The 26,223-nt window shown below is 61.8% G+C and carries 29 protein-coding genes; 24 read left to right on the top strand and 5 right to left on the bottom strand.

Annotated features, from left to right (window positions below):
* Positions 1–155: 155 nt before the first annotated feature.
* The 21 genes from E4Z66_RS01655 (at position 156) to E4Z66_RS01755 (ending at position 17,748) form a co-directional block, all read left to right on the top strand.
* Positions 156–473, top strand: coding sequence for a hypothetical protein (locus E4Z66_RS01655; RefSeq protein WP_136461195.1), 318 nt, complete (start codon positions 156–158; stop codon positions 471–473).
* Complete coding sequence (locus E4Z66_RS01660) at positions 418–1,776, top strand: DNA-packaging protein (RefSeq protein ID WP_136461196.1); 1,359 nt, start codon at positions 418–420, stop codon at positions 1,774–1,776. The genes E4Z66_RS01655 and E4Z66_RS01660 overlap by 56 nt, the downstream gene beginning before the upstream one ends.
* A 159-nt stretch (positions 1,777–1,935) precedes the next feature.
* On the top strand, positions 1,936–3,123 hold the full coding sequence (locus tag E4Z66_RS01665) for a phage portal protein (protein ID WP_136461197.1): 1,188 nt from the start codon (positions 1,936–1,938) through the stop codon (positions 3,121–3,123).
* Positions 3,113–3,343, top strand: coding sequence for a GTA head formation protein, RCAP_rcc01685 family (locus E4Z66_RS01670; RefSeq protein ID WP_136461198.1), 231 nt, complete (start codon positions 3,113–3,115; stop codon positions 3,341–3,343). Before E4Z66_RS01665 ends, E4Z66_RS01670 begins: the two co-directional genes overlap by 11 nt.
* 23 nt (positions 3,344–3,366) lie before the next feature.
* The gene (locus E4Z66_RS01675) at positions 3,367–3,918 is read left to right on the top strand and encodes an HK97 family phage prohead protease (RefSeq protein WP_136461199.1); all 552 of its coding nucleotides are present in this window, start codon (positions 3,367–3,369) and stop codon (positions 3,916–3,918) included.
* A 35-nt stretch (positions 3,919–3,953) separates the two neighbouring features.
* On the top strand, positions 3,954–5,132 hold the full coding sequence (locus E4Z66_RS01680) for a phage major capsid protein (RefSeq protein WP_136461200.1): 1,179 nt from the start codon (positions 3,954–3,956) through the stop codon (positions 5,130–5,132).
* Between the two features lie 160 nt (positions 5,133–5,292).
* The gene (locus E4Z66_RS01685; RefSeq protein WP_136461201.1) at positions 5,293–5,892 is read left to right on the top strand and encodes a head-tail connector protein; all 600 of its coding nucleotides are present in this window, start codon (positions 5,293–5,295) and stop codon (positions 5,890–5,892) included.
* The gene (locus E4Z66_RS01690; protein WP_136461202.1) at positions 5,889–6,227 is read left to right on the top strand and encodes a phage head closure protein; all 339 of its coding nucleotides are present in this window, start codon (positions 5,889–5,891) and stop codon (positions 6,225–6,227) included. Before E4Z66_RS01685 ends, E4Z66_RS01690 begins: the two co-directional genes overlap by 4 nt.
* Positions 6,224–6,634 carry a DUF3168 domain-containing protein gene (locus tag E4Z66_RS01695; RefSeq protein ID WP_136461203.1) on the top strand — a complete coding sequence of 137 codons (411 nt, stop codon included), beginning with the start codon at positions 6,224–6,226 and terminating at the stop codon, positions 6,632–6,634. The genes E4Z66_RS01690 and E4Z66_RS01695 overlap by 4 nt, the downstream gene beginning before the upstream one ends.
* Positions 6,635–6,659: 25 nt before the next feature.
* Entirely contained in the window at positions 6,660–7,073 is a 414-nt protein-coding gene (locus tag E4Z66_RS01700) for a phage major tail protein, TP901-1 family (RefSeq protein WP_136461204.1), read from the top strand.
* Positions 7,074–7,077: 4 nt separating this feature from the next.
* Positions 7,078–7,395 (top strand): gene transfer agent family protein, encoded by a 318-nt coding sequence (locus E4Z66_RS01705; protein WP_136461205.1) that lies wholly within the window; start codon positions 7,078–7,080, stop codon positions 7,393–7,395.
* Positions 7,392–7,592: a rcc01693 family protein gene (locus tag E4Z66_RS01710; RefSeq protein ID WP_136461206.1), complete on the top strand. Its 201-nt coding sequence runs from the start codon at positions 7,392–7,394 to the stop codon at positions 7,590–7,592. Before E4Z66_RS01705 ends, E4Z66_RS01710 begins: the two co-directional genes overlap by 4 nt.
* Positions 7,589–8,218, top strand: a complete 630-nt coding sequence (locus tag E4Z66_RS01715) for a phage tail tape measure protein (protein WP_136461207.1) — start codon at positions 7,589–7,591, stop codon at positions 8,216–8,218. Before E4Z66_RS01710 ends, E4Z66_RS01715 begins: the two co-directional genes overlap by 4 nt.
* A 12-nt stretch (positions 8,219–8,230) precedes the next feature.
* The gene (locus E4Z66_RS01720) at positions 8,231–8,863 is read left to right on the top strand and encodes a DUF2460 domain-containing protein (RefSeq protein ID WP_136461208.1); all 633 of its coding nucleotides are present in this window, start codon (positions 8,231–8,233) and stop codon (positions 8,861–8,863) included.
* Positions 8,863–9,750 (top strand): DUF2163 domain-containing protein, encoded by an 888-nt coding sequence (locus tag E4Z66_RS01725; RefSeq protein WP_136461209.1) that lies wholly within the window; start codon positions 8,863–8,865, stop codon positions 9,748–9,750. The genes E4Z66_RS01720 and E4Z66_RS01725 overlap by 1 nt, the downstream gene beginning before the upstream one ends.
* Positions 9,747–10,184: a C40 family peptidase gene (locus E4Z66_RS01730; protein WP_136461210.1), complete on the top strand. Its 438-nt coding sequence runs from the start codon at positions 9,747–9,749 to the stop codon at positions 10,182–10,184. Before E4Z66_RS01725 ends, E4Z66_RS01730 begins: the two co-directional genes overlap by 4 nt.
* Positions 10,184–14,083 carry a baseplate multidomain protein megatron gene (locus E4Z66_RS01735; protein WP_136461211.1) on the top strand — a complete coding sequence of 1,300 codons (3,900 nt, stop codon included), beginning with the start codon at positions 10,184–10,186 and terminating at the stop codon, positions 14,081–14,083. The genes E4Z66_RS01730 and E4Z66_RS01735 overlap by 1 nt, the downstream gene beginning before the upstream one ends.
* Entirely contained in the window at positions 14,083–14,379 is a 297-nt protein-coding gene (locus E4Z66_RS01740; protein WP_136461212.1) for a DUF7742 family protein, read from the top strand. The genes E4Z66_RS01735 and E4Z66_RS01740 overlap by 1 nt, the downstream gene beginning before the upstream one ends.
* Positions 14,380–14,516: 137 nt before the next feature.
* Positions 14,517–15,326: a serine O-acetyltransferase gene (gene cysE / locus E4Z66_RS01745; RefSeq protein WP_136461213.1), complete on the top strand. Its 810-nt coding sequence runs from the start codon at positions 14,517–14,519 to the stop codon at positions 15,324–15,326.
* Between the two features lie 270 nt (positions 15,327–15,596).
* Positions 15,597–16,367 (top strand): hypothetical protein, encoded by a 771-nt coding sequence (locus E4Z66_RS01750; RefSeq protein ID WP_136461214.1) that lies wholly within the window; start codon positions 15,597–15,599, stop codon positions 16,365–16,367.
* 307 nt (positions 16,368–16,674) lie between these two features.
* The gene (locus E4Z66_RS01755; protein ID WP_136461215.1) at positions 16,675–17,748 is read left to right on the top strand and encodes a PLP-dependent cysteine synthase family protein; all 1,074 of its coding nucleotides are present in this window, start codon (positions 16,675–16,677) and stop codon (positions 17,746–17,748) included.
* 88 nt (positions 17,749–17,836) lie between these two features.
* On the opposite strand, the gene E4Z66_RS01760 is transcribed toward E4Z66_RS01755, so the two are convergent.
* The 5 genes from E4Z66_RS01760 to E4Z66_RS01780 form a co-directional block, all read right to left on the bottom strand.
* Complete coding sequence (locus E4Z66_RS01760) at positions 17,837–19,144, bottom strand: pyruvate dehydrogenase complex dihydrolipoamide acetyltransferase (protein WP_136461216.1); 1,308 nt, start codon at positions 19,142–19,144, stop codon at positions 17,837–17,839.
* A gap of 12 nt (positions 19,145–19,156) precedes the next feature.
* Positions 19,157–20,530: a pyruvate dehydrogenase complex E1 component subunit beta gene (locus E4Z66_RS01765; protein ID WP_136461217.1), complete on the bottom strand. Its 1,374-nt coding sequence runs from the start codon at positions 20,528–20,530 to the stop codon at positions 19,157–19,159.
* Positions 20,531–20,545: 15 nt separating this feature from the next.
* Positions 20,546–21,556 (bottom strand): pyruvate dehydrogenase (acetyl-transferring) E1 component subunit alpha, encoded by a 1,011-nt coding sequence (gene pdhA, locus E4Z66_RS01770; protein WP_136461218.1) that lies wholly within the window; start codon positions 21,554–21,556, stop codon positions 20,546–20,548.
* Positions 21,557–21,697: 141 nt separating this feature from the next.
* Positions 21,698–22,009, bottom strand: coding sequence for an FtsB family cell division protein (locus tag E4Z66_RS01775; protein ID WP_136461219.1), 312 nt, complete (start codon positions 22,007–22,009; stop codon positions 21,698–21,700).
* 157 nt (positions 22,010–22,166) lie between these two features.
* Entirely contained in the window at positions 22,167–23,342 is a 1,176-nt protein-coding gene (locus tag E4Z66_RS01780; RefSeq protein WP_136461220.1) for a phosphoglycerate kinase, read from the bottom strand.
* A 203-nt stretch (positions 23,343–23,545) separates the two neighbouring features.
* Between E4Z66_RS01780 and E4Z66_RS01785 the strand changes: the two genes are divergently transcribed.
* The 3 genes from E4Z66_RS01785 (at position 23,546) to E4Z66_RS01795 (ending at position 26,183) form a co-directional block, all read left to right on the top strand.
* Entirely contained in the window at positions 23,546–24,052 is a 507-nt protein-coding gene (locus tag E4Z66_RS01785; protein ID WP_136461221.1) for a peptidylprolyl isomerase, read from the top strand.
* Positions 24,045–24,593, top strand: coding sequence for a peptidylprolyl isomerase (locus E4Z66_RS01790; protein WP_136461222.1), 549 nt, complete (start codon positions 24,045–24,047; stop codon positions 24,591–24,593). The genes E4Z66_RS01785 and E4Z66_RS01790 overlap by 8 nt, the downstream gene beginning before the upstream one ends.
* 165 nt (positions 24,594–24,758) lie before the next feature.
* Positions 24,759–26,183 (top strand): VPLPA-CTERM sorting domain-containing protein, encoded by a 1,425-nt coding sequence (locus tag E4Z66_RS01795; protein ID WP_211097097.1) that lies wholly within the window; start codon positions 24,759–24,761, stop codon positions 26,181–26,183.
* Positions 26,184–26,223: the final 40 nt, after the last annotated feature.

Genomic DNA, 26,223 nt, shown 5'->3' on the forward strand with positions numbered 1-26,223 from the left:
TAACCTTTTTTTAATTGACAAACCGAACGGTCCTGCGTATAACTTGTGACACGCTAGAAGACGTGGATGAACACCCCGGGGGCCTTGGCCCCGCGGGGTTTTTTCATGTCTCTCGTGCGGGGAACCTTTTGCGAACCAACTTGAGGCCCTTGCACATGACCATGATTACTCTGGAGCACGACATCACCCGCCAGCAGGAAATGCTGGAGGCGAGCCGCGAAGAAGTTTCGCGTCTTTTGAACGAAGTGAAATCCCTGCGCGCGCAGCTTGAGCGTGGGCAGGCCCCGGATGCAGCCAGCTGCCCGGATGTCAAACGCCTCACAGGCCTTGTGAAGAACTGTCTTGAAGTGGAGACCAGCCTTGTCAAATGCAAAGAACAGCAAGCCGGCATCGCCCAATGCGGCGTCGCCTTCGACCTTGAAGCCGCGCGGGACTCGATCGGGTGCAAGTTGGATAAGCTCCGCGGATCCTGATCTGCAAAAGACGTTTCTGGACAGTCTTGATGAGGGAGAGCTTCGTGCTCTCCCTTTTTTGTTTGAGTTCTGGGCCTTTGACCACCAGTTGCCGCCCGAAGGCGATTGGCGCACATGGGTCATCCTGGGAGGGCGCGGCGCGGGCAAGACACGCGCGGGCGCGGAATGGGTGCGTGCACAGGTGGAAGGGTCGAAGCCCATGGATGTTGGCGCATCGCGCCGCATGGCATTGGTTGGGGAAACCTACGATCAGGTGCGCGAGGTCATGATCTTCGGCGATAGCGGGATCTTGGCCTGCTCGCCCGAAGATCGCCGCCCGAAATGGGAAGCGAGCCGCAAGCGGCTGGTTTGGCCAAATGGTGCGATTGCCACGGTGCATTCCGCGAATGATCCCGAAGGCCTGCGCGGGCCGCAATTCGATGCGGCGTGGGTGGATGAGTTGGCCAAATGGCCGAAAGCGCAGGAGACGTGGGACATGCTGCAATTCGCGCTGCGCCTTGGCGAAGATCCCCGTGTCTGTGTCACGACGACGCCGCGCAATGTGTCCGTGCTCAAACAACTGCTGGAGACGCCGTCCACTGTCACGACCCATGCCAAGACCGAAGTGAACCGGGCCAATCTGGCGTCGTCCTTCCTGGAAGAGGTGCGCGCGCGCTATGCGGGAACGCGAATGGGCCGACAGGAGTTGGACGGGGTGCTGCTGGCCGATGCGGAAGGCGCGCTTTGGACCTCTGGCGGGATCGAGGCGTTGCGCGTGGCAACGGCGCCGGAGTTGGACCGGATTGTCGTGGCGCTGGACCCTGCCGCGACCAACGGGGCGCATTCCGATGAATGCGGGATTGTCGTGGCTGGTGTGACCATGGATGGCGCACCGCAGGATTGGCGGGCCTATGTGCTGGCGGATGCAACCGTCAGCCAGGCAAGCCCGACCGATTGGGCGAAGGCCGCGATACGGGCGATGGAACAGTATGGTGCCGACCGTCTTGTAGTGGAGGTAAACCAAGGCGGGCAGATGGTGGGCGAGGTCGTCCGGCAAGTCGATCCGCTGGTGCCTATCCGCGAGGTGCGCGCGACACGGGGCAAGATCGCGCGGGCCGAACCGATTGCAGCATTGTACGAGCAGGGGCGTGTGCGCCATGTCGGCGCGTTCGACACGCTCGAAGACCAGATGGTACAGATGACGGTTCGGGGATTTCAGGGCAGTGGCAGTCCGGACCGCGTCGATGCGCTGGTCTGGGCCCTGCATGAACTCATGATCGCGCCTGCGGCCTCTTGGCGCCAGCCGACGGTACGCACGCTTTAGCGCGGGAGGGCCGGGCACAGGAATGCCAACAGATCGTAAAGACCACCGTTCGCTGCCTGCGTTCGGTGGTCTTTTTTCGTTTTAACATCTTTGTAGGAAAACTCCTCAGCAAGACGCAGGGCAATCTGACCCGGCGGAGAGTTGAAGGAGCAGAGCGACATGGCATTCGATGTTTTCCGGCGCGCAAAGACGGCAGAGCCGCCAGAGCAGAAGGCAAGTGCGGCGGGTCGTGTGATCGCGTGGCAAACCGGTGGCCGTGTCGCATGGAGCCCGCGTGACACCGTTTCGCTGACGCGGACAGGGTTCAACGGCAACCCGGTCGGGTTTCGGTCGGTCAAGCTGATCGCCGAAGCCGCAGCCGCCTTGCCCCTGGTACTGGAAGACGCGGCAATCCGCTTTGAACAGCATGATGTGCTAAGCCTGCTGCGCCGTCCCAACGGGGCGCAGGGCCGGGCGGAGCTGCTGGAGTCGCTTTATGGGCAGCTTTTGCTGTCTGGAAACGCTTATGTCGAAGCCGTGGGCGAGGTGGGTGTCCCGCATGAGCTTCACGTCCTGCGTTCGGATCGGATGAGCGTCGTGCCTGGTGCCGATGGTTGGCCGATTGCGTTTGAATACGCGGTTGGTGGACGCAAGCATCGGTTCGACGCGGCGGGTTTGCCGGGGCCGATCTGCCATATCCGAAACTTCCATCCCCAAGACGATCATTACGGCTTTTCGCCGCTTCAGGCGGCGGCCATGGCGATTGACGTGCATAACTCCGCCTCGCGCTGGTCGAAAGCGCTGCTGGACAATGCCGCGCGGCCTTCGGGGGCCATTGTCTACAAGGGGCAGGATGGTTCCAGCAGCTTGTCGAACGACCAATATGACCGGCTGGTGACCGAGATCGAGAGCAACCATCAGGGTGCGCGCAATGCGGGGCGACCGATGTTGCTGGAAGGCGGGCTGGATTGGAAACCGATGGGCTTTTCGCCTTCCGACATGGAGTTCCAGCAAACCAAGGAAAGTGCGGCGCGCGAGATCGCCCTGGCCTTCGGGGTGCCGCCGATGCTGTTGGGGATCCCCGGGGATGCGACTTATGCGAATTACCAAGAGGCCAACCGGGCGTTCTACCGTCTGACGGTTCTGCCCCTGGCGACCCGCGTCGCGGCGCAGCTTGGCGGGTGGCTTAGCGGGTGGACGGGTGAGGATCTGGTTCTCAAACCCGATCTGGATCAGGTTCCCGCGCTGGCCGCAGAACGGGACGCGCAGTGGGGCCGGGTTGCGGATGCGGATTTCCTGACAGCGGATGAGAAGCGTCGCTTGCTTGGGCTTCCGCCGCTGCCGGTGGAGAGTCCCGATGAGCAGTGAGCCCCCCAAGTTCGAATGTGCGCCGGGGATGCGACTTCAGGCGCATGAAAAACTGACGGATGTGCATTTCGTGAATGTGAACGACCGTCTTCGGCGGATCGAGGCTGCGATGGAGCGTTTGGAAAAGCGTTTGTGGCTGGCGGTTTATGGCGTGGTGGCGGTGATCCTGACCCAGGGCGTGCAGGGGCTTGTGTCCATGTCGCACGGGTTGGCGCCCTGATGATGGCAAGAAAGGTGAGTGGAATGGAGACTGGTCTGGAACACAAGTTCGCCCGCTTCGGTGAGACACTTGAAGTGCAGGACGGCGCGGTGATCGAAGGGTATGCAAGCCTGTTCGGGTCTGTGGATCAGGGTGGCGATGTCGTGCGCAAGGGGGCCTATACGCAGTCGCTGGCCGCGCTGAGCCGCGAGGGCCGCAGGGTCAAGATGCTGTGGCAGCACGATCCAGCCCAACCAATCGGCGTGTGGGACGAGGTGCGCGAGGACGCGCAGGGGCTGTGGGTCAAGGGCCGTATCCTTGAGACCACGCAAACGGGGCGTGAGACTGCCGCGCTGATCAAGGCGGGCGCGATTGACGGTCTGTCGATCGGCTACAGAACCGTGAAGGCGGCGAAGAACGACAAGGGCCAGCGGCTCTTGACCGAGTTGGAGCTGTGGGAAGTGTCGCTTGTGACCTTCCCGATGCTTCCAAGCGCGCGGGTTGCGGCCAAGGCGGACAATCCCGCCGACGACGCGGCGTTGCGTGAAGTGGCGGCGGCCTTCAGGGACGCGCGTCTGAAGCTGGCACGGGGCTGAGACCCGGGCCCGATCAAACTGCAAAGGGGTGATCCATGAGCAGAACCGAGGCGAAGGCCGCGGCCGGGGGAGGTTTGACTCCGGCGCAAGAGGCGCGGGAGGCCGTGACTGGCTTTCTGTCCGATTTCAAGGACTTCCAAACCACCATCGAAACCAAACTGCAACAGCAAGAAGAGCGATTGACCATGCTGGACCGTAAGACTGCAACCCATGCCCGCCCGCCGCTGGGCGCCGCGGCGGATTTTGACGCGCCGCACCAGAAGGCGTTCAACGCCTATCTGCGGACCGGTGATGATGACGGTCTTCGCGGTCTGGAGCTGGAAGGCAAAGCGATGAGCACGGCCGTCAATTCCGATGGTGGTTTCCTCGTGGACCCGGAAACCTCTGACCGCATCAAGTCGGTGCTGAGCTCGACCGCGTCGATCCGCGCCATCGCTCAGGTGGTGAATGTCGAAGCGACGTCCTTTGACGTTCTGGTGGATCGCGCCGATCTTGAGGCGGGCTGGGCGACGGAAACCGGCGCTTCCGCCGAGACGTCGACGCCGCAGATCGACCGGATCACCATCCCGCTGCACGAGCTGTCCGCGCTGCCCAAGGCATCGCAGCGTCTGCTGGATGACAGTGCCTTCGATATCGAAGGCTGGCTTGCAGGGCGCATCGCCGAGAAGTTCGCCCGCGCCGAGGCCGCCGCGTTCATCAATGGCGACGGGAATGACAAGCCCACCGGCTTTCTGACCCATTCCACGGTTGAAAACGACAGCTGGACCTGGGGCAATCTGGGATATGTGCCCAGCGGTGTCGATGGCAGCGTGAGCGCCGAGTCGATCGTCGATGTGGTCTATGCTTTGGGGGCGGAATACCGCGCCAATGCGAGCTTCGTGATGAACTCCAAGACCGCGGGCACCGTGCGCAAGCTGAAAGACGGCGATGGCCGCTTCCTGTGGTCCGATGGCCTGGCGGCGGGCGAGCCCGCACGTCTGATGGGCTATCCGGTGCTGATCTGCGAAGACATGCCGGACCCGGCCAGCGACAGCAACTCCATCGCGTTCGGTGATTTCGCGCAAGGCTATACCGTGGCCGAGCGTCCTGACCTGCGCGTGCTGCGTGACCCGTTCAGCGCCAAACCGCATGTTCTGTTCTACGCGACCAAGCGTGTCGGCGGCGACGTGAGCGATTTCGCTGCGATCAAGCTGATCAAGTTCGGCCTCAGCTAACGGCCCGACCGGACGTGCAGATCCGCCCATGCGCGGGTCTGCACCCCGGGCGCGTGTCGAGGTCCCCCGCGTCGTCTAGCTGCTCCCCTCCGTCCGAGCGGCGCGGGACGGCGCGCGCCCACCTCGCCGATTGAGGCGGAAGACTTTCGGAGAACAGAACATGATGTTGATTGAAGAAACGGTGGTGCCGGACACCAGTCTGCCGGTTGAAGACTTCAAGGCGCATCTGCGGCTTGGAACCGGCTTTGGCGATGAGACGCTGCAAGACCCGGTGCTGTTGGGTTTCCTGCGTGCGGCCTTGAGCGCGATCGAGGCGCGAACCGGCAAGGTTCTGTTCGAACGCGGATTTTTGTGGACGCTGACAAAGTGGCAGGGTGTGGATGCCCAGCCCTTGCCGGTGGCGCCTGTAACGGCGTTGAACCAGGTCACGATGGTCGAACGTGATGGCACCGAGACCGACGTTGAACTGGATCGGTTGCGCCTTGTTCGTAACCTTCAGCAGCCGGTGATTGTGGCGCTTGGGACGATGCTTCCGACCATCCCGTCGACAGGCAGTGTCGATATCCGGTTCAAGGCCGGCTTCGGCCCTGCATGGACGGATTTGCCGGATGATCTGCGCCAGGCCGTGATGCTTTTGGCGTCGCATTACTATGAATTCCGCAGCGAAACATCGCTGAGCGAGGGGTGTATGCCCTTCGGTGTGACCAGCCTGATCGAGCGCTATCGCACTATACGGATTGGGTTCGGGGGGCGGACATGACGCTTCCTCAACTCAACCGCCGCCTCTCACTGGAGACACCTCAGAAGGTGCCGGATGGTGCGGGCGGTTACAACACGATCTGGGTGGCGCTTGGCGTACTTTGGGCAACCTGCGAGGCGCGCACGGGCCGCGAACGGGGGGAAGGCGGCGCGCCTGTGTCGGCGGTGACGTACAAGATCACCGTGCGGGCCGCGCCAGTGGGCAGCCCGTCGCGCCCGCGCCCCGAACAGCGTTTCCGCGAAGGCACGCGCATCTTCAACATCCGCGCCGTGATCGAGAGCGAAACCGATGGCATGTATCTGACCTGCCTCGCCGAAGAAGAGGTGGTGGTATGAGCTATGCGCTGTCAGCAGCCTTGCAATCGGCTGTGTACCAAAAACTGATCGGCGATGCCGCGCTGTCGGGCCTTGTGGGGGCCGATATCTACGACACGCTGCCCAGCGGTCTGGCCCCGCGTCTTTACGTGAGCCTAGGCCCGGAGACCGCCAAGGACGCATCGGATTACACAAGCCACGGCGCGCTGCATCGTTTCACGATCTCGGTCATTGCTGACGAGGCAGGGTTTTCCGCGGCCAAGACAGTCGCTGCGGCGGTCTGTGATGCCTTGGTGGATGCGGACCTGACGATGAGCCGCGGGCGGCTGGTCGCGCTGGGGTTCGAGCGGGCGACGGCCAAGCGGGACGATGGCGACAGTGCGCGCCGGATCGATCTGCAATTTCGCGCGCGCGTCGAAGACAGCTGAACATAAACCAGAACGGAGAATTCCCATGGGTGCACAAAACGGAAAGGACCTTCTGGTGAAGGTCGATATGGACGGCTCCGGCACGTTCCAGACCATCGCGGGGCTGCGCGCCACGCGCATCAGTTTCAACGCGGAAAGCGTCGATGTCACGAGCCTGGAAAGCCAGGGTGGCTGGCGCGAGCTTTTGGCGGGCGCAGGGATGCGGTCTGCCAGCATTTCGGGATCGGGCGTGTTCAAGGATGCCAGCACCGATGAGCGTGCGCGGCAGATCTTTTTCGACAGCGCAATTCCCGATTTCCAGGTGATTATCCCCGATTTCGGGCAGGTGCAGGGGCCGTTTCAGGTCACCTCGCTGGATTATTCGGGCAGCCATAACGGTGAGGCGACATATGAGATCAGCCTTGCTTCGGCCGGTCAGCTGACCTTCACGGCGCTTTGATCCGATGACCAATCCGTGGAGGGGAGATGTCGCGCTGGTGATCGACGGGGAACGCCATGATCTGAGGCTGAGCCTTGGCGCTTTGGCTGAACTTGAAGCCAGCCTAGAGGCCGGTTCGCTGGTCGAGTTGGTCCAGCGGTTCGAGCAGGGCAAATGCGGCAGCCGCGATGTGCTGGCGGTGCTGCGGGCAGGGCTGTCCGGGGCGAAGATCGATCCGGTGCCAGACCTTGAGCATGGCCAGATCGAAGGCGGTCCGATCCGGGCCGCGCAGGTTGCGGCGGAATTGCTGGTACGGGCCTTCAGCTTGCCGGAGGCGGGATGAAAAGCTTTGACTGGCCAGCCCTGATGCGCGCCGGAATGATCGGGTTGCGGCTGCCGCCCGATCAGTTCTGGGCGCTGACCCCGGCGGAATTCACGCTGATGTTGGGGGAAGGGGCCAGTGCGCCGATGAAACGCGCCGGCTTGGAGGCCTTGATGAAGGCCTTCCCCGATGAGGACGAACATGGAGCTTCGCAATGAGTGATTATGAAGAACAGATTGAGCGGCTCGAAGTAACCGCGGACTTGCTGCGGGACAATCTTGAACTGTCCGTGGATCAGACCGAAGAAATCCGCACAAAGCTGGCCCTGACCGCCAAGGAGATCACGACGATGGAGCGTCAGGTCTCTCGTGGGATCAAGAGCGCGTTTGACGGGATGCTGTTCGAGGGGCGGACGCTGTCCGATGCACTTAAGACGGTCACGCAATCGGTGGTGAACGCGTCGTATAATGCCGCGATGACGCCGGTGACGAACCAGCTTGGCGGGCTGTTGACGCAGGGGCTGGGCAATCTGTTTCCCTTCGCAAACGGTGGCGCGTTCAGCCAGGGGCGTGTGGTGCCTTTTGCGACCGGCGGCGTGGTATCCAGCCCGACCTATTTCCCGATGCAGGGTGGCACCGGCCTGATGGGCGAAGCCGGACCGGAAGCGATCATGCCGCTGGCGCGCGGCGCCGATGGCCGTCTTGGGGTCCGCAGCGCGGGCGGATCGACCGCCAATATCGTGATGAATGTGACCACGCCGGATGTGCAGAGCTTCAACCGCTCGCGCGGGCAAATCGCGGCGCAGATGAGCCGAGCGCTCAGCCGTGGCAATCGAAACGCGTGAGGAGGTGCCAAGATGAATTTCCATGAAATCCGGTTTCCGGCCAATCTTAGCTTCGGATCCGTGGGCGGGCCGGAGCGTCATACGGATGTCGTCACCCTTGCCAATGGTTTCGAGGAACGCAACACGCCCTGGGCCCATTCGCGCCGCCGCTATGACGCGGGGATGGGGATGCGGTCGCTGGATGATATCGAAAGCCTGATCGCCTTCTTCGAAGCGCGGCGCGGGCAGATGTTCGGGTTTCGCTGGAAGGACTGGACGGATTTCAAATCCTCCCGTGCCAGCGCCGCGATCCAGGCGACAGATCAGGTGATTGGGACCGGTGACGGGGCCGCGCGCGAATATGCGCTGTGCAAGACCTATACCAGCGGTGCCTTCGACTATACTCGCCCGATCACCAAGCCGGTGGCCGGTACGGTACAGCTTGCGCTGGATGGTGTGGCTTTGACCGAGGGCACGGATTTCGCCGTCGACGTGGCGACCGGGCTTGTGACGATGACAAACGCGCCTGCGGCGGGTGTTTCCGTCACGGCCGGGTTTGAATTTGACGTGCCTGTGCGCTTTGACACCGATCAGATTCAGATGTCGGTGGCGAGCTTCAAGGCCGGTGACGTGCCCAATGTTCCCATCGTGGAGGTGCGGGTCTGATGTCCGGAATACCTGCCGATCTGGAAACCCATCTGAAATCCGGGATCACCACGCTTTGCCGCGCTTGGGCCATCACGCGCAGCGACGGGGTCACGTTTGGTTTCACCGACCACGATATGCCCCTCAATTTCGAGGGGATCGATTTCAAAGCCGACTCCGGGCTGACCGCGACCGCCTTGGCGCAAAGCACGGGGCTGTCCGTGGACAACGCCGAGGCCGTCGGCGCGTTGAGCGACGCGTCCATTTCGGAAGCCGATATCGAAGCAGGCCGCTTTGATGGGGCGCAGGTTCTCAGCTGGATCGTGAACTGGATGGATCCGTCGCAGAAATGGCTGCAATTTCGCGGGTCCATCGGCGAAATCCGTCAGGGCGGCGGGGCGTTCACCGCCGAGTTGCGCGGGTTGACGGATACGCTCAACCAACCGATTGGCCGGGTGTATCAGAAGCCCTGCACGGCGGTTCTTGGCGATACCGCCTGCGGTGTCGATCTGGATCAGCCAGGCTTTTCCGTTGATCTGCTGGTTGAGGCCTGCAGCGAAAACCGGGTGTTCACGTGGCAATCCGATATTGATTTCGAGGCGGGCTGGTTTTCGCGCGGGCGCGTCATAATGCGCTCTGGTGCGGCGGAGGGGCTTTGGGGGGCCGTCAAAGGGGACAGCCTTTCAAGCGGTATCCGCCGGATTGAGCTGTGGGAGTCGATCCGCGCACAGGTCACGCCGGGCGACAGCGTGCGGCTGGTTGCGGGCTGTGACAAGCGCTGGCACACATGCCGGGACAAGTTCGCCAACCTTCTGAATTTCCAAGGCTTCCCTGATATACCGGGAGAGGATTGGTTGGTGGCGGTGCCCAAGTCGAGCGGCGCGAATACCGGGGGGTCACGCAGGTGAGACCGGATGTCGTAGCGGCCGCGCGCGGCTGGATTGGAACGCCCTACATACATCAGCAGTCGCTGCGCGGTGCCGGCTGTGATTGCCTGGGCCTGCTGCGCGGTGCCTGGCGCGAGCTTTACGGCGCCGAGCCGGAGCCGATGCCAGCCTATACGCGCGATTGGTCCGAACCGCAGGGCGATGAACAGTTATGGCGGGCGGCGCAGCGCCACCTTGTTGCGAAGGATTTGGACCAAGTCGCGCCGGGGGACGTTCTTCTGTTCCGGATGCGGGCGGGCAGTGTCGCCAAGCATTTGGGTTTGCAGGCCGCAACCGGTGACTACCCGACCTTCGTGCATGCCTATTCCGGGCACGGCGTTCTGGAGAGCGCCTTTACCCTGCCATGGCGCCGCCGTGTCGTGGCGCGTTTCGCATTTCCCGAGGAGATTTCCTGATGGCTACACTCGTTCTTTCCGCGACAGGCGCGGCGCTTGGTGGTGCTGTCGGCGGGTCGATTGCCGGTATGTCCACCGCCGTGATCGGGCGCGCTGTTGGCGCGTCTTTGGGGCGGGTGATCGACCAGAAGCTGCTGGGGCAGGGCTCTCAGAAGATCGAACATGGCAAGGTGGATCGGTTCCGCCTGTCGAGCGCCAGCGAGGGCGAGCCGATCAGCGGCATCTATGGCCGGATGCGGATCGGTGGGCAGATCATCTGGGCATCGGACTTCATCGAGACGGCCAGCACCTCTGGCGGCGGCAAGGGAACGCCGGCAAGCAGCGCGAAGACGACGAGCTACAGCTATTCCGTCAGTCTCGCCATTGCGCTGTGCGAGGGGGAGATCACCCGCGTTGCGCGCATTTGGGCCGATGGCGAGGAGGTCGCGATCGATGATCTGAACATGCATGTCTACTATGGCCGGGCCGATCAGTTGCCGGACCCCACGATGGAAGCCATCGAAGGCGCGGGCAATGTTCCGGCCTATCGTGGCACGGCTTACGTCGTGTTCGAAGACCTCGCGCTGGAGCAGTTTGGCAACCGCGTCCCGCAGTTTTCGTTTGAAGTGGCCCGGCCGGAACAGCCGGGCGCGGCGCAGGATTTGACCCGCGCAATCGAGGCCGTCGCGATTGTACCGGGAACGGGTGAATACACGCTGGCGACGACGCCGGTGAACTATACCAGCGGACCCGGCAGCGTCTGGAGCGCAAATGTCAACACGCCCGCTGGCAAGACGGATTTTGCCTGTTCGCTTGATGCATTGTCGCAGGAATTGCCGAATGCTCAGGCGGCTTCACTAGTGGTCAGTTGGTTCGGTAACGATCTGCGCTGCGGCGAATGCAAGCTGCGGCCGAAGATCGAAAAGCCCGAGAACGAAGGCAAGAACATGAACTGGCAGGTTGCCGGTTTGTCCCGCGCCGAGGCGGAGCCGATGGATCTGGTGGATGGAAACCCGGTCTATGGCGGCACGCCCACAGATCAATCGGTGATCGAGGCGATCGAAGCGCTCAATGAACATGGCAAAGCGGTCATGTTCTATCCTTTCATTCTGATGGACCAGTTGGAAGGCAACCTGCTGCCCGACCCCTATGGCGGGACCGAGCAGGCGCGTCTGCCTTGGCGGGGGCGGATTACGCTGGATATCGCGCCGGGGCAGGCCGGGTCTCCCGACGGCACATCGACTGCCGACCAGCAGGTTGCGGCGTTTTTCGGCACTGCGCGGGCGACGGATTTCAGCGTTTCGGGCAAGGACGTCACCTATACAGGGCCTGAGGAGTGGAGCTTTTCCCGGTTCATCCTGCATTACGCGGCGCTATGCGCGGCGGCGGGCGGGGTCCAGTCCTTCTGTATCGGATCGGAGATGCGCGGCCTGACGCAAATCCGCGGGGCAGGGAACAGCTTCCCCTTCGTGGCGCTTCTGCGGCAGCTGGCGGGCGATGTGCGTGCCTTGCTGGGGCATGACACGATGATCGGCTATGCCGCCGATTGGTCCGAATATTTCGGGTATTCCCCGCAGGATGGTTCGGGCGACCGGTACTTCCACCTTGATCCTCTTTGGGCCGATAACGAGATCGATTTCGTGGGGATCGACAATTACATGCCGATTTCGGATTGGCGCGATGGCGACGATCATGCGGATGCTGGTGCCGGATCGATTTATGACCTTGGCTATTTGCAGGGAAATATCGAGGGCGGTGAGGGCTACGACTGGTATTACGCCAACGAGGCGGATGCGGCGGCCCAACTGCGGACGCCGATTGAAGATGGCGCGCATGGGGAGCCGTGGGTCTGGCGCTACAAGGATATTCGCAACTGGTGGCTCAACCCGCATCACGATCGCATCGGGGGTGTAAAGCAGGCAGAGCCAACCGCGTGGGAGCCGCAGTCAAAACCGATCTGGTTCACGGAATATGGCTGCGCGGCGGTCGACAAAAGCACGAACCAACCGAACAAGTTTCTGGATGCGAAAAGCTCTGAAAGCCAGTTGCCCGCGTTTTCCAATGGCGCCCGCGATGAGTTGATCCAGATGCAGTATCTTCAGGCGTATAACAGCTATTACGCCGAGCCGGTGAATAACCCGATCTCCGACGTCTATGGCGGGCCGATGGTGGATATGTCGCGCGCATTCGTCTGGTCTTGGGATGCACGGCCCTTCCCGTTCTTTCCCAACAACCGAACGCTGTGGAGCGATGGGGAGAACTTCGCGCGGGGGCATTGGATCAACGGGCGCACTTCGGCGCGGCCCTTGGCATCGGTCGTGGAAGAGATCTGCGGCAAGGCCGGGCTGTCCGATATCGATACCAGCAAGCTGTTTGGCTATGTGCGTGGCTATACGGTGTCGAATGTGGATTCCGCGCGCGCCGCGCTACAGCCGCTGATGTTGCGTTACGGGTTCGATGCGGTTGAACGGGATGGTGTGTTGCATTTCGTGATGCGCGACCGGCAGGACGTGGTGACGCTTGATCCCGATATGCTGGCCCGCGATGGCGAGATCGAGGGCGCGGCGGAGTATGAGCGCGAGTCCGAGCTTGAGATGTCCGGGCGTGTGCGGCTGCAATTCGTTCAGGCAGATGCAGATTACGACGCGGCGGCGGAAGAAGCCGTCTTGCCCAACGAAGCGACACATGCGGTTTCGACATCAGAACTGCCGCTGGCCCTGACCCGCGGCGAGGGCCGCCAAACCGCAGAGCGATGGTTGGCCGAGGCCCGCGTGGCGCGCAACCGTGTCCGGTTTGCCTTGCCGCCGTCGGCCTTCAACGTCGGGGCCGGGGACGTGATCAGCCTTGGCACCGATGCGCGTTACCGCGTGGACCGGGTCGAGCAGGGCGCGTTGCAGATCGTGGATGCGGTGCGGATGGAGCGATCGGTCTATACGCCTGCGGATGTGGTGGACGACGCGCCCCCGGTGCGGCCTTTTACACCAGCGGTTCCGGTTACGCCGCTGTTTCTTGATCTGCCGCTGATGCGCGGCGATGAGGTGGCCCATGCGCCTCATGTGGTTGCGACGGCATCGCGTTGGCCCGGCGCGGTCGCTGTCTATCGATCCGCGACGGACAGCAATTACACGCTGAACACCCAATTGCCGACACGCTCTGTCATGGGGCAGATCCGCACGCCGTTGTTGGCCGCGCCGCATGGGGTTTGGGATCGGGCTGCTCAACTGGACGTCGCCCTGATTTCCGGCCAGTTGGAGCGCGCCGAGGATACAGCGGTCTTCGCGGGCGGCAATCTTGCTGCGATTGGGGACGGCACGCCGGGCAATTGGGAACTGGTGCAATTCGCAGAGGCCGAACTCACAGAGCCGGGCGTCTACCGGGTCCAGCGGATGCTGCGCGGCCAGCAGGGCACGGATGGGTTGATCCCCGATGTCTGGCCCGCGGGCAGCTGGTTTGTTCTGCTCAACGGCGCGGCGCAGCAGATCGACTTTGGGTCGAATTTGCGCCAGGTCGATCAGCATTTCCGCATTGGCCCCGCCAAGCGTGGATATGATGATCCGAGCTATCAGCACCTAGAACACGCCTTCGACGGCAATGGCTTGCGGCCCTATTCCCCGGCGCATCTGCGGGCGCATATCGGCGCGACGGGGGATACCGCGATCAGTTGGATCCGGCGAACCCGGATTGAGGGCGACAATTGGGATGGCGAGGTGCCACTGGGCGAAGACAGCGAACGTTACCTGCTGCAAGTCTGGGCCGATGGCGGCGTCGTACGCGAAGTGGAAACGACCGCGCCGGAATGGACATATCCGGACACGCTGCGCCAAAGCGATGGCGTCACTGGCACGGTGGAGTTCCGGGTCGCGCAACTGTCCGACCGGTTTGGGGCGGGTATCGCATCGCGGGTTCAGGTCACTCTTTGATGCGGCCCGTGTTGCATGATGACCTTGTTCAGCTGGGCCGAATGCTTTTGGCCCAGCCGCGCGAGCAACGCGGCGCGATTTGTCGCCGGGCCTTCAGGGAGGCCGAGATCGCCGATCGTTACCGGATACAGCACCGGACGCGGCACCCGGCCTTTGGGGACGGATCGCTTGCCGGATGGGCTGCGCAGCATCCGCGCCTGCCCGAACCGCGCCTTGACGATCCCGATTACGCCGGGTGCCTGCGTTTGGTTCTGGGGCATCTCATGTTGCAGCCGGGCCGGGCCGACCGCCCCTGAAAACGGGGGCTGTGACGGCCTGCACCGTGACGCGCCATTCCCATTCATGTCCGTGATGGGCTGTCACATGTATTTGCATTTAGGTTTTCGTCCCTATCTGGCATAAAGGGGACGCGAACCAGCAAGGATGCAAGAGCATGGCCGAAGCGCAAAGAAAAATCGCCGCAATCGATCCGATCTGGGACCGGATTGCTTCCGAAGCCCGGCAAGCCGTTGTCGATGAGCCTTTGATGGGCGGCTTCATCCACGCCTGTATCCTGCACCACAAAAGCATCGAACGCGCGCTAAGCTACCGGATCGCGGCGAAACTTGCGTCGAACGAGATGTCGATGGTCGTCGTGCGCGAAATCGTCGATGACGCTTACAAGGCCGAGCCGGGCCTGGTGGAAGCGGCGCGGGCGGACCTGATGGCCGTCTATGAGCGTGACCCGGCCTGCCACCGGTTCCTTCAGCCGATCCTTTATTTCAAGGGCTATCAGGCGGTGCAATCCTATCGCGTGGCGCATCACCTGTGGATGGAGGGAAAATACGATCTGGCTTATTTCTTCCAGATGCGCATTTCCGAAATCTACGGCGTCGATATCCATCCGGCGGCCAAGGTCGGCAAGGGCATCATGATCGACCACGCCCATTCCATCGTGATCGGTGAAACGGCGGTGGTGGGCGACAACGTGTCCATGCTGCATTCCGTCACCTTGGGCGGCACCGGCAAGGAAGAGCAGGACCGCCACCCGAAAATCGGCAACGGCGTGTTGATCGGCGCGGGCGCGAAAGTGCTGGGCAATATCAAGATTGGCGACTGCTCGCGTATTGCCGCCGGGTCCGTGGTGCTGGAAGAAGTGCCAAGCTGCAAGACCGTCGCGGGTATCCCGGCACGCATCGTGGGCGAGGCGGGGTGCGATCAGCCCTCGGTCAATATGGACCACATGCTGGGCAAGGATAGCTGAATTTTAGCTGCGGTCTGACGCGGCACCGACAAACGCGGCTGGTCGAGCAATCGTCTGGCCGTGGTTTCATACTGCGGCTTGAGTGCCGCCCCGAACCGCGTTTTGCTTGCAGAAACGGCGGGAGGGAGCCCAGAGCAACCGATGCTGCGCGGAGAACGAATGGTAGCTATGCGCAGATAGCGACCTCTGCAAAGTCGGGCTCATGTCAGCTTTGCTTGCACAGAATGCCAGTGTATGGGAACAATTGCGCTTCTAAATTGACTAGGTGACATGACAGAACGCTACACCCTAAAGAAAAGTCTCTATGTTCGTGCTAGTATGTTTACCGCCGATGAACTTCGGCGGCAGAAACGGCTTGACTTAAAAGAAGTCAATGAAGCCGTCCTCGAAGGTTTGGTGAAACAAAGGGAACAACTTGAAGCTCAGCAAAATAATATCCTTCGCTCTCTCACGATTTCGCTGTTCTTAGCTTTTATCGCTTGGAATGGGGGAAACATTCAAATCCCCGGAACAGGCGCATCAATAGCAGATGTACCGTCATTTCTGGAGCTTTGCCTGATCGCGGCATCTCTTAGCGTCTTAATGATTACCTACTCTTTTCTTTCAATACAGTTATACAACGCGGTGATTTTCGCTGTGGCAAGTGATGTAATGGCAAAGAACAAGCTCGATCCCGACTTATTTACCGCTGCTCGTACTCCGACGTGGCTGTTCGTGAAGTACTGTCAATCGGCCCCAGTTAACGGTCGGGAACCCGGGTTTAGAATCTCAGCGCCTGGACGGATCTTTTATGGCGTCTTAGTGGGGTTCTTATCCATGATCCTGCTTGCTTTGTGGCTGCTCGCAATCGCTAGTATTTTATACATTGCACATACAGGCTTATCTGATGATTTGGCCGGATGGGTTGTCTACGCAACGTGTGTCTCAATCATATTTGCGTCATTTATTGCCATGGCAGCAAACATCATTGAATTTACTCACGAAATGGATTTTTCTGTTCTGGAAAAGACGGAAACTGACAGTGGCGATCTCGGAAGCTAGTTCGTAGTTTAGTTAAGTTGCGATAGACCGCTTTGGGCTGGGAGCGGTCATTGCGTTCAGATAAGCGAACGACAGGTTCGTCCGCACAACCGACCTTATATTTCGCAAACAAAGTCGCCCGTCCTGCGCTTGGCGTGCGCGCCCGCATCCGATTTTGAGGCTGCCCAGAACCCGATTGAGCGGGAACGGTGTCTCGGCACGTGGTGGAATTCCGGAACTCTGTTCCTGATTTCCCCCCGCACTCTGGCAATACCGCGGCTTGCGTTCCTATGTTGGCGTCAATGGACCGAAAGCAGAGGGGCATCCCATGACCATTCGTCAGACCAATGGGCGCGGCAAGCGCTATGACAGCATTCTCGATACGGTCGGGGACACGCCGACCATCAAGATCAATCGCATCGCGCCGAAGAACGTGGATGTCTATGTGAAGTTCGAGGCGTTCAATCCGGCGGGCTCGGTGAAGGACCGGCTGGCGTTGAACATCATCGAGGCGGCAGAGCGCAGCGGCGCCTTGACGCCGGGACAGACCGTGGTTGAAGCGACCTCTGGCAATACGGGCATCGGTCTGGCGATGGTCTGCGCGGCCAAGGGCTATCCGCTGGTGGTGACAATGGCGGAGAGCTTCTCGGTCGAACGGCGGCGGCTCATGCGGTTTCTGGGTGCCAAGGTCGTCCTGACACCGAAAGAGGCCAAGGGCTTCGGCATGTATTCCAAAGCCAAGGAATTGGCAGAGGCGAATGGCTGGTTCCTGGCCTCGCAGTTCGAAACCTCGGCCAATGCCGACATTCATGAAAACACGACCGCGCGGGAAATTCTGGCGGATTTCGAAGGGTCCAATCTGGATTACATCGTGTCGGGTTATGGGACGGGCGGCACGATTACCGGGCTGGGCCGCGTGATGCGCAAGGAACGGCCGGAGACCAAGCTGATCCTGACCGAGCCGGCCAATGCGGCATTGGTTGCGTCAGGCTATGTGAACACCCGCAACGAAGATCACCAACCGACCGAAGGGCATCCGAACTTCAACCCGCACCCGATTCAGGGTTGGACGCCGGATTTCATTCCCTGGGTCCTGCAAGAGGCGCTGGACAAGAAGCTGTATGACGATCTGATCCCGGTGGCTGGTCCCGACGGGATCGCATGGTCGCGGCGACTGGCGGCGGAGGAGGGGATCTTTACCGGGATTTCCGGCGGCTCCACCTTTGCCGTGTCGATGAAGCTGGCGGAAACCGCGCCCGAAGGGTCGGTCATCCTGTGCATGTTGCCCGATACAGGCGAACGCTACTTGTCCACTCCGCTGTTCGAGGGCGTGGCAGAGGCGATGACCGAAGAGGAAATCGCGCTGTCGCAGTCAACGCCCGGCTACCGGATGGGCAGCTAAACGGAAAAAGCCGGAGCGATGCCCCGGCTTTCAAGTGATCCATTCATGAGGGGGACGTCCCCCTCATGGCACCCCCGGCGGTGGGGGATCAGGCCAGCATGGTCATCGGGTTCTCAAGGTTGTCCTTGATCGCCGTCAGCAGTTCTGCGCCCAATGCGCCATCGATGACGCGGTGATCGACAGACAGCGTGACGGACATGACCGTGGCGACGTCGACCTCTCCGGCATCGTTGACGACGGGTTTCTTGACCCCGGCACCCACCGCGAGGATCGCGCCATGGGGCGGGTTGATGACCGCGTCGAAATTGTCGATCCCGAACATGCCCAGGTTGGAAATCGCGAAGCTGCCGCCCTGATATTCATGCGGCGCGAGCTTGCGGTCGCGGGCGCGGGAGGCGAGGTCTTTCATCTCTGCCGACAGGGCAGAGAGCGATTTCATATCGGCATCCTTCAGAACCGGGGTGAACAGCCCGCCTTCGATCGCGACCGCGACGGCCACATCCGACGGCTTCAGTTGCAGCACCCGGTCCCCGGCCCAAACCGCGTTGGCGGTCGGCACCGTTTGCAATGCCAGCGCGCAGGCCTTGATGATGAAGTCATTCACCGACAGCTTCACGCCGCGGGCTTCCAGCTGCTTGTTGAGCTGCGAGCGGAACGCCAGAAGCGCGTCCAACTTGATGTCGCGGCGCAGGTAGAAATGCGGAATCTGCTGCTTTGCCTCGGTGAGGCGTGCGGCGATGGTCTTGCGCATCCCGTCCAGCTTGATCTCTTCGTATTCGCGGCCTTCATACATCTTGGCGATAGCATCGGCGGACGGGCCGGCAGGGGCCGCGGCCGCTGGGGCGGCAGCCTGTGCCTTGGGCGCACCGGCATCGGCGGCTTTGGGCGCGGCCGTCGCGTTTTCGACATCTGCCTTGACGATGCGGCCATGCGGGCCGGAGCCCTTGATCTGCGCCAAGTCCAAGCCCTTTTGCGCGGCGATACGCCGGGCCAGCGGGGAGGCGAAGACGCGCGTGCCGTCCTTGGTGGGCGCCGCCGGGGCGGCTGGGGCCTCAGCCTCGGCCTGGCCTTCCGCCTCTTTCGGGGCTTGCGCGGGGGCGGCGGTGTCCGGCTTGGGCGCGGCAGAGGCTGTACCGATATCGTCGGCGCTTTCTCCGTCCTCAAGCAGCACGGCGATGGGCGTATTCACTTTCACCCCTTCGCTGCCTTCCTCGATCAGGATCTTGCCGATCACGCCTTCATCCACGGCTTCGAATTCCATGGTGGCCTTGTCGGTTTCAATCTCGGCAATCAGGTCGCCGGAAGAGACGGTGTCGCCTTCCTTGACCAGCCATTTTGCCAGCGTGCCTTCTTCCATCGTGGGCGACAGGGCGGGCATCAAAACTTCGATGGGCATTTCTGTCGCTCCTTATCTGTAGGTCACGTCGCGCACGGCTTTGATCACCTCATCGGTGGTCACAAGCGCATGCTTTTCAAGGTTCGCAGCATAGGGCATGGGAACATCCTTGCCGGTGCAGTTGATCACGGGCGCGTCGAGATAATCGAACGCTTCCTGCATCAATACCCCGCTGATGTAGCTGCCGACCGATGGCTGCGGCCAGCCTTCTTCGACGGTCACGCAGCGATTGGTCTTCATCACCGATTTGATGATCGCGCCGGTATCCATCGGGCGCAGGGTGCGCAGGTCGATCACCTCGGCGCTGATCCCGTCCTCGGCCAGTTTTTCGGCCGCTTCGAGAGCATATTGCATCCCAATGCCGAAGCTGACGATGGTGACGTCCTCGCCCTCGCGCCAGATGCGGGCCTTGCCGAAGGGCACGGTCAGGTCATCCACCTGCGGCACGTCAAACGCGCGGCCATAGAGGATTTCGTTCTCAAGGAAGATCACCGGGTTCGGATCGCGGATCGCGGTCTTCATCAGGCCCTTATAGTCGGCGGCGGAATAGGGCATCGCCACTTTCAGGCCGGGGATCTGCATATACCACGCGGCATAATCCTGGCTGTGCTGCGCGCCAACACGTGCGGCAGCCCCGTTGGGGCCGCGGAACACGATGGGGCAACCCATCTGACCGCCGGACATGTACAGCGTCTTCGCGGCGGAGTTGATGATCTGGTCGATCGCCTGCATCGCGAAGTTGAAGGTCATGAATTCGACAATCGGGCGCAGACCGCCAAAAGCCGCACCGACCCCGATCCCGGCAAAGCCATGTTCGGTGATGGGCGTGTCGATCACGCGCTTGTCACCAAATTCATCCAGCAACCCTTGGCTGATCTTGTAGGCGCCCTGATACTCGGCAACTTCCTCGCCCATCAGGAACACAGCCTCATCCGAGCGCATCTCTTCGGCCATGGCATCGCGCAGCGCCTCGCGGACGGTCTGCGACGCCATCGGGGCATCGGACGGCCAATCGGGGCTGCTATCGGTCTGCGGCGCGGCGGGCGCTTCGGCCGGGGCCGCCACAGCAGGTGCGTCGGCGGCAGGCGCTTCGGCGGGCGCAGCGTCAGGCGCGGATTGCCCGGCATCTGCGGGCACGTCTTCGCCTTCCTCGACCAGAACGGCAATCGGCGTGTTCACTTTGACGCCTTCGCTGCCTTCCTCGATCAGGATTTTCCCGATCACCCCTTCATCGACCGCTTCGAATTCCATCGTCGCTTTGTCGGTTTCGATTTCGGCCAGAATATCGCCGGAGGACACGGTGTCGCCCTCCTTCACAAGCCATTTGGCCAGCGTGCCTTCCTCCATCGTGGGGGACAGCGCGGGCATAAGAATTTCGGTAGCCATAGTCTGTGCCTCCCGTTAAGCGTTCTGCGGTGCCGTTTCGGCGTAGATGTCAGTCCAAAGCTCTTCGAGCGCGGGCTCGGGGCTTTCTTTCGAGAACTCGGCAGAGGCGTTGACGATCTCCTTGATCTCTTTGTCGATCGCCTTGAGGTCATCCTCGCTCGCATGTTTGCCCGTCAGCAGCATCGCGCGGACCGCTTCGATCGGGTCGCGCTCTTCGCGCATCTTCTGGACCTCTTCGCGGGTCCGGTATTTGGCCGGGTCCGACATGGAGTGGCCGCGATAGCGGTAGGTCTTGATCTCAAGGATATAGGGGCCCTTGCCCGAGCGGCAGTGCGCCACGGCCTTTTCGCCCGCTTCCTTGACCGCCAGCACATCCATCCCGTCGACGATTTCGCCGGGAATGCCGAACGGCGCGCCGCGCGTGTGGATATCCTCGGTCGAGGTGGAGCGTTTTTGCGCCGTACCCATGGCGTATTGGTTGTTCTCGATCACGAAAATGACCGGCAGATCCCAAAGCGCGGCCATGTTGAAGGTCTCATAGACCTGGCCCTGGTTCGCGGCGCCGTCGCCGAAATAGGTGAAGGTCACGCGACCATTGCCCTTGTACTTGTCCGCAAAGGCAAGGCCCGCACCCAGCGGCACCTGCGCGGCAACGATGCCGTGGCCGCCATAGAAATGCTTCTCTTTCGAGAACATGTGCATGGAGCCGCCCTTGCCCTTGGAATAGCCGCCTTCGCGCCCGGTCAGTTCGGCCATCACGCCGTTCGGGTCCATCCCGCAGGCCAGCATATGCCCGTGATCGCGGTAAGAGGTGATGCGCTTGTCGCCTTCCTCTGCCGCGGCCTCAAGCCCGACCACAACGGCTTCCTGCCCGATATAAAGGTGACAGAAGCCACCGATCAGACCCATGCCGTAAAGCTGCCCGGCCTTCTCTTCGAAGCGCCGGATCAGCAACATGTCCCGGTAATATGCCTTGAGTTCATCCGCCGAAACATTCGACTTCTTTGTCGTCCTGCGAGCCGCCATGCGTTCTCCTCCCAGAGCAATAGTTTAGTGTTAAACTATTTTCTAAACCATGCCGCAGCAGAAAGCGAGAGACAAGGGTGTGGATCACCTATGCACATAACGCATGGCGGGAAGCCGGTCAGAACATGGGGGAATAGGGGCTTAACGGATGACGATTTCGTCGGCGCGGGTCATGCCAAGGATCGACCGGGCTTGCTGGTCCAGCAGGTCGATGTCCAGATATTCATCCGACAGGCGCCGCGTCATGTTTTCCATGCGCGCGACCTCGGCATTGACGGCGTCCAGCTGGCTTTGCATCTCGCGGGTTTCGGCGCCGATTTCGGCCCGGCGGAACAACCCGTAATCGCCCTGAACCGCAGCAAAGGTGAAATAAAGGCTCAGCGCAAAGGCCACCGCGAAAAACAAAAGCGGTCCGAACGATGCGGGGCTGCTGCGAAGAAATCTGCGGGTCATCTGAATACTGCCTTGCCTTGTGGCCGCGCCTCTTGCCGGGTGCGTGAAACCACTATGCCACAGGTGATTCGTCTTGTGAATCCCCGATGGGTGAAAAACCGGCGGTTTTCCCCGATTTTTCGCATATTTTCGGTGCGATAGCGCGCGCCGGGCCGGATTACGACAGGGCGGCGACGCCGGGCAGGGTTTTGCCTTCCATCCATTCGAGGAACGCGCCCCCGGCGGTGGAAATATAGGTGAAGTCATCGGCCGCGCCCGCCTTGTTCAGCGCCGCGACCGTATCGCCCCCGCCGGCGACCGAAATCAGCGTGCCTGCCTTTGTCGCGGCGGCTGCGGCCTGCGCTGCGGCATTGGTGGCGGTGTCGAAAGGCTCGATCTCGAACGCGCCCAGCGGGCCATTCCAGATCAGCGTCTTTGCGGCCTCGAAGGCGGCGGTGATGGCTTTGACGCTTTCGGGGCCGGCATCAAGGATCATGGCATCGGCAGGGCAGGCATCGGCCGCGACGGTTTCATGCGCCGCCCCGGCTTTGAATTCGCGCGCCACCACCACGTCAGAGGGCAGCAGGATCGTGCAGCCCGCCGCCTGCGCCTTTTCCATGATCTCGGACGCGGTGCCGGTCATGTCATGCTCGGCCAGCGACTTGCCCACATCGACCCCTTGCGCCGCAAGGAAGGTGTTGGCCATGCCGCCGCCGATCACCAGCGTATCGACCTTGCTGACCAGATTGCCCAGAAGTTCCAGCTTGGTGGAGACCTTGGCCCCGCCGACCACGGCCACAACCGGGCGCTTCGGCTTGGACAGCGCGGCCTCCAGCGCTTCCAGCTCCGCCTGCATCAGACGGCCCGCGCAAGAGGGCAGCAGATGCGCCACCCCTTCGGTCGACGCATGGGCGCGGTGCGCGGCAGAGAACGCGTCGTTGCAATAGACATCGCCCAGCCCGGCTAGAAATTGCGCCATTTGCGGGTCGTTCGCTTCTTCCATCGGGGAAAAGCGGGTGTTTTCCACAAGGATCACCGCATCGGCAGGCTGCGCGTCGATCCAGTCGCGCGCGGGGCGCTCCACGAAGGTCACGGCGCAGCCAAAGGCCGCTTCCAGCGGTTCGACAAGCTGGCGTAGCGACATTTCGGGGACCGGCTTGCCCTTGGGCCGTCCGAAATGCGCCAGCAGGATGGGCGAGCCGCCCTTGGCGCGGATGTCATGGACGGTGGGCGCGATGCGGTCGATGCGCGTGCTGTCAGTGACGCGGCCATCCTCCATCGGGACGTTGATATCGACGCGGGTCAGCACCCGTTTGCCGCTCAGTTCCAAATCGTCCAGCGTCTTCCAGCCCATGTCATATCCCCCGCTTTGGGTTGCAAAATAGATTGATCCGCCGCCCTTTCACCGCGTTCGGCAGCGCGGGTCAATGGCGGAATGGGCAGGGCCGTCTGCGCGGCATTTTTCCGGCGGGGCGAGAAAGGCGCACGCCTCCCTTGGCATTCCCCGGACAAGCACGTACCAACGGCGGAAATTCTCAGACCAAGGAGATCGCCACGATGGCCGAGATCAAGGACCCCGAAAACACCATTCTGATCGAACTGAAAGGCGGACAGGTCGTTATCGAACTGCTGCCCGACGTGGCGCCGGAACATTCCGCGCGGATGAAGGAACTGGCCCGCGAAGGCGCCTATGACAATGTCTGCTTTCACCGTGTGATCGACGGCTTCATGGCGCAGACCGGCGACGTGGCCAACGGCAATATGGAACAGGATTTCAACATCCGTATGGCGGGCACGGGCGGGTCGGACAAGCCGGACCTTCCGGCGGAATTCTCCAAGCTGCCCCATGATCGCGGCACGCTGGGTGCGGCCCGTTCGGCCAACCCGAACAGCGCCAACAGCCAGTTCTTCATCAACTTCTCCGACAACCATTTCCTGAATGGGCAATACACGGTCTATGGCCGCGTTATTTCGGGGATGGAACATGTGGATGCGATCACCCGTGGCGAGCCGCCCGCCGATCCCGATCGCATGATCAGCGTGAAGGTTGCCGCCGATGCGTAAGCTGATCGCGGCACTGGCGCTGATGGCAAGCCCGGCGCTTGCCAGCGGGATCGAGATCACCGTCGAAGGCGAGGGGGCCAATGGCACCATCAAGATCGACCTGCTCGAAGACGTCGCCCCGCAGCACGTAGAGCGGATCACGACCCTGGCCGCCGAAGGTGCCTATGACGGCGTGGTCTTTCACCGTGTGATCGAAGGCTTCATGGCACAGACCGGCGACGTGTCGAACGGCAAGCTGGGCATGGATATGCGCCGCGCGGGCACGGGGGGATCTTCCTATCCCGATCTGCCGCAGGAATTTTCCGAAGTGCCCTATGATCGCGGGATCGTCGGCATGGCGCGCACCAATGATCCGAACTCGGCCAATAGCCAGTTCTTCATCATGTTCGCGCCGGGTCACTTCCTGAACGGGCAATACACCGTTGTTGGCCGCGTGGTCGACGGCATGGATGTCGTCGATCAGATCAAGCGCGGCGACGGGCGTTCGGGCGCGGTCAGCGGCCAGCCAGACGTGATGAAAACTGTGACTGTCACCGAATAAGGCTTGGCAGCGAAGAAGTTAGCAGTGTTCCCGGCTTTGGTGTGATCTGTCACACGTCTGTCATCTGACGGTCTTAGGCAGAAAACAGATTATAAGCTGGGGACACTGATGAAACGCCTTTTGATGACGACGGCACTTGCAGCCGCGCCTTTTTCCTTCGCAACAATGGCAGTTGCCGATTGTGACGACCTCTCGCCGGGTGGCGGCGATACCGTCACCTGCACCGCGACCGATATTTTCGACGGCCCGGATTCGATTGAAACCCGCGCGCTTGATGATGGCAGCAAGGATGTTGTCGTGATTGTCGAAACCGACGCGGTGATCGACACCTCGGCCAGCGGCGATGACGCGATCAAGCTTCAGGACGACGGGGCCTTCATCTCCAATAGCGGCAGCATCATCGGCGGCGACGAAGCGATTGTCGGCGGTGAAGGTCTGGTGGTGGCAAATCAGGGTCTGATCGCAGCGCCGGACCACGCCATTGTCGGCGAGAACGAGGATGGCGATCCGGCCTCTGACCTGGAAATCTACAATGGCGGGCGTCTGAACGGCACGGCGACCATCGTGGCCGGCGGTGACGCGATCAAGGGCGGCGACGGGCTGTATCTGGAAAACTACGGCGTGATTGCCGCGGGCGATGACCTGATCCAGGGCGAAAGCGCGACGGGCCCGGCAAACGATGTGAGCGTGCTCAATTTCGGCGAGATGACCGCCGTCGACAAGGGCATCACCGTCGGCGATGGGTTGGTGCTCGACAACGCCTTTGGGGCGGTGATCCAGTCGCTTGAGAACGAAGCGGTGGAAGCTGGCGACAACGCGGTGATCTACAACGCAGGCGGCATCTTTGGCTTTGATGATGCGATCCAAGTGGGCGAGGGCGCGTTCATCGAAAATTACGGAACCATCGAGAACACCCAGACCGCAGCCGATATTGCCGCCGATCTCACGCTGGAAGCGCAGGACGCGATCGATATCGACAGCGGCTATATCTACAACGAAGGCACGATCCTGTCGGTGACCAACGCGGCGATCGACTATGATCCGGGCGCGTCGGAATCGGTGATCGAGAATTTTGGCATCATCAGCGGCACCATCGGTGTGAATACGGATGATGCGGATACGGCCAGCCAGTTCGTGTCGAACGCGGGCCTGATCGAAGGCACCGAGGGCACCGCGCTGTTTCTGGGCCAAGGCGATGACGCCTTGCTGAATGTCACTGGAAGCGAGATCGCAGGCGGCGCGGATTTCGGCGCAGGCGCGGATCTGATGGTCTTTGATGCCAGCTTCTTCGACATGACCACCGGGCTTTTCGCGGATGGCAGCCTGTTCGCGGGCGGCGAAGGTGAGGACACGCTGATCTTCGAAGGGGTCGCCAGCATCGAAACGCTGCTGACCGATCTGGGCGGCGATGTCTTCAAGTTGAGCATTTTTGGCGCGCTGGGGCAGACTGACCTGACGCTGACATCCTGGGAAAACATCGTTTTCGCAGATGCCTTGGCCCCGGTGCCGCTTCCGGCGGGCGCGGTGCTGTTCGGGACGGCCTTGGCTGGATTGGGGCTGGCCGGTCGCCGCCGCCGGGCCGCCAAGTAACGACGCTTTTGGTTGGGCAGGATATGCGGCGCGGCTGTGC

It is taken from the genome of Aliishimia ponticola, from assembly GCF_004803475.1.
Lineage (GTDB): Bacteria > Pseudomonadota > Alphaproteobacteria > Rhodobacterales > Rhodobacteraceae > Aliishimia > Aliishimia ponticola.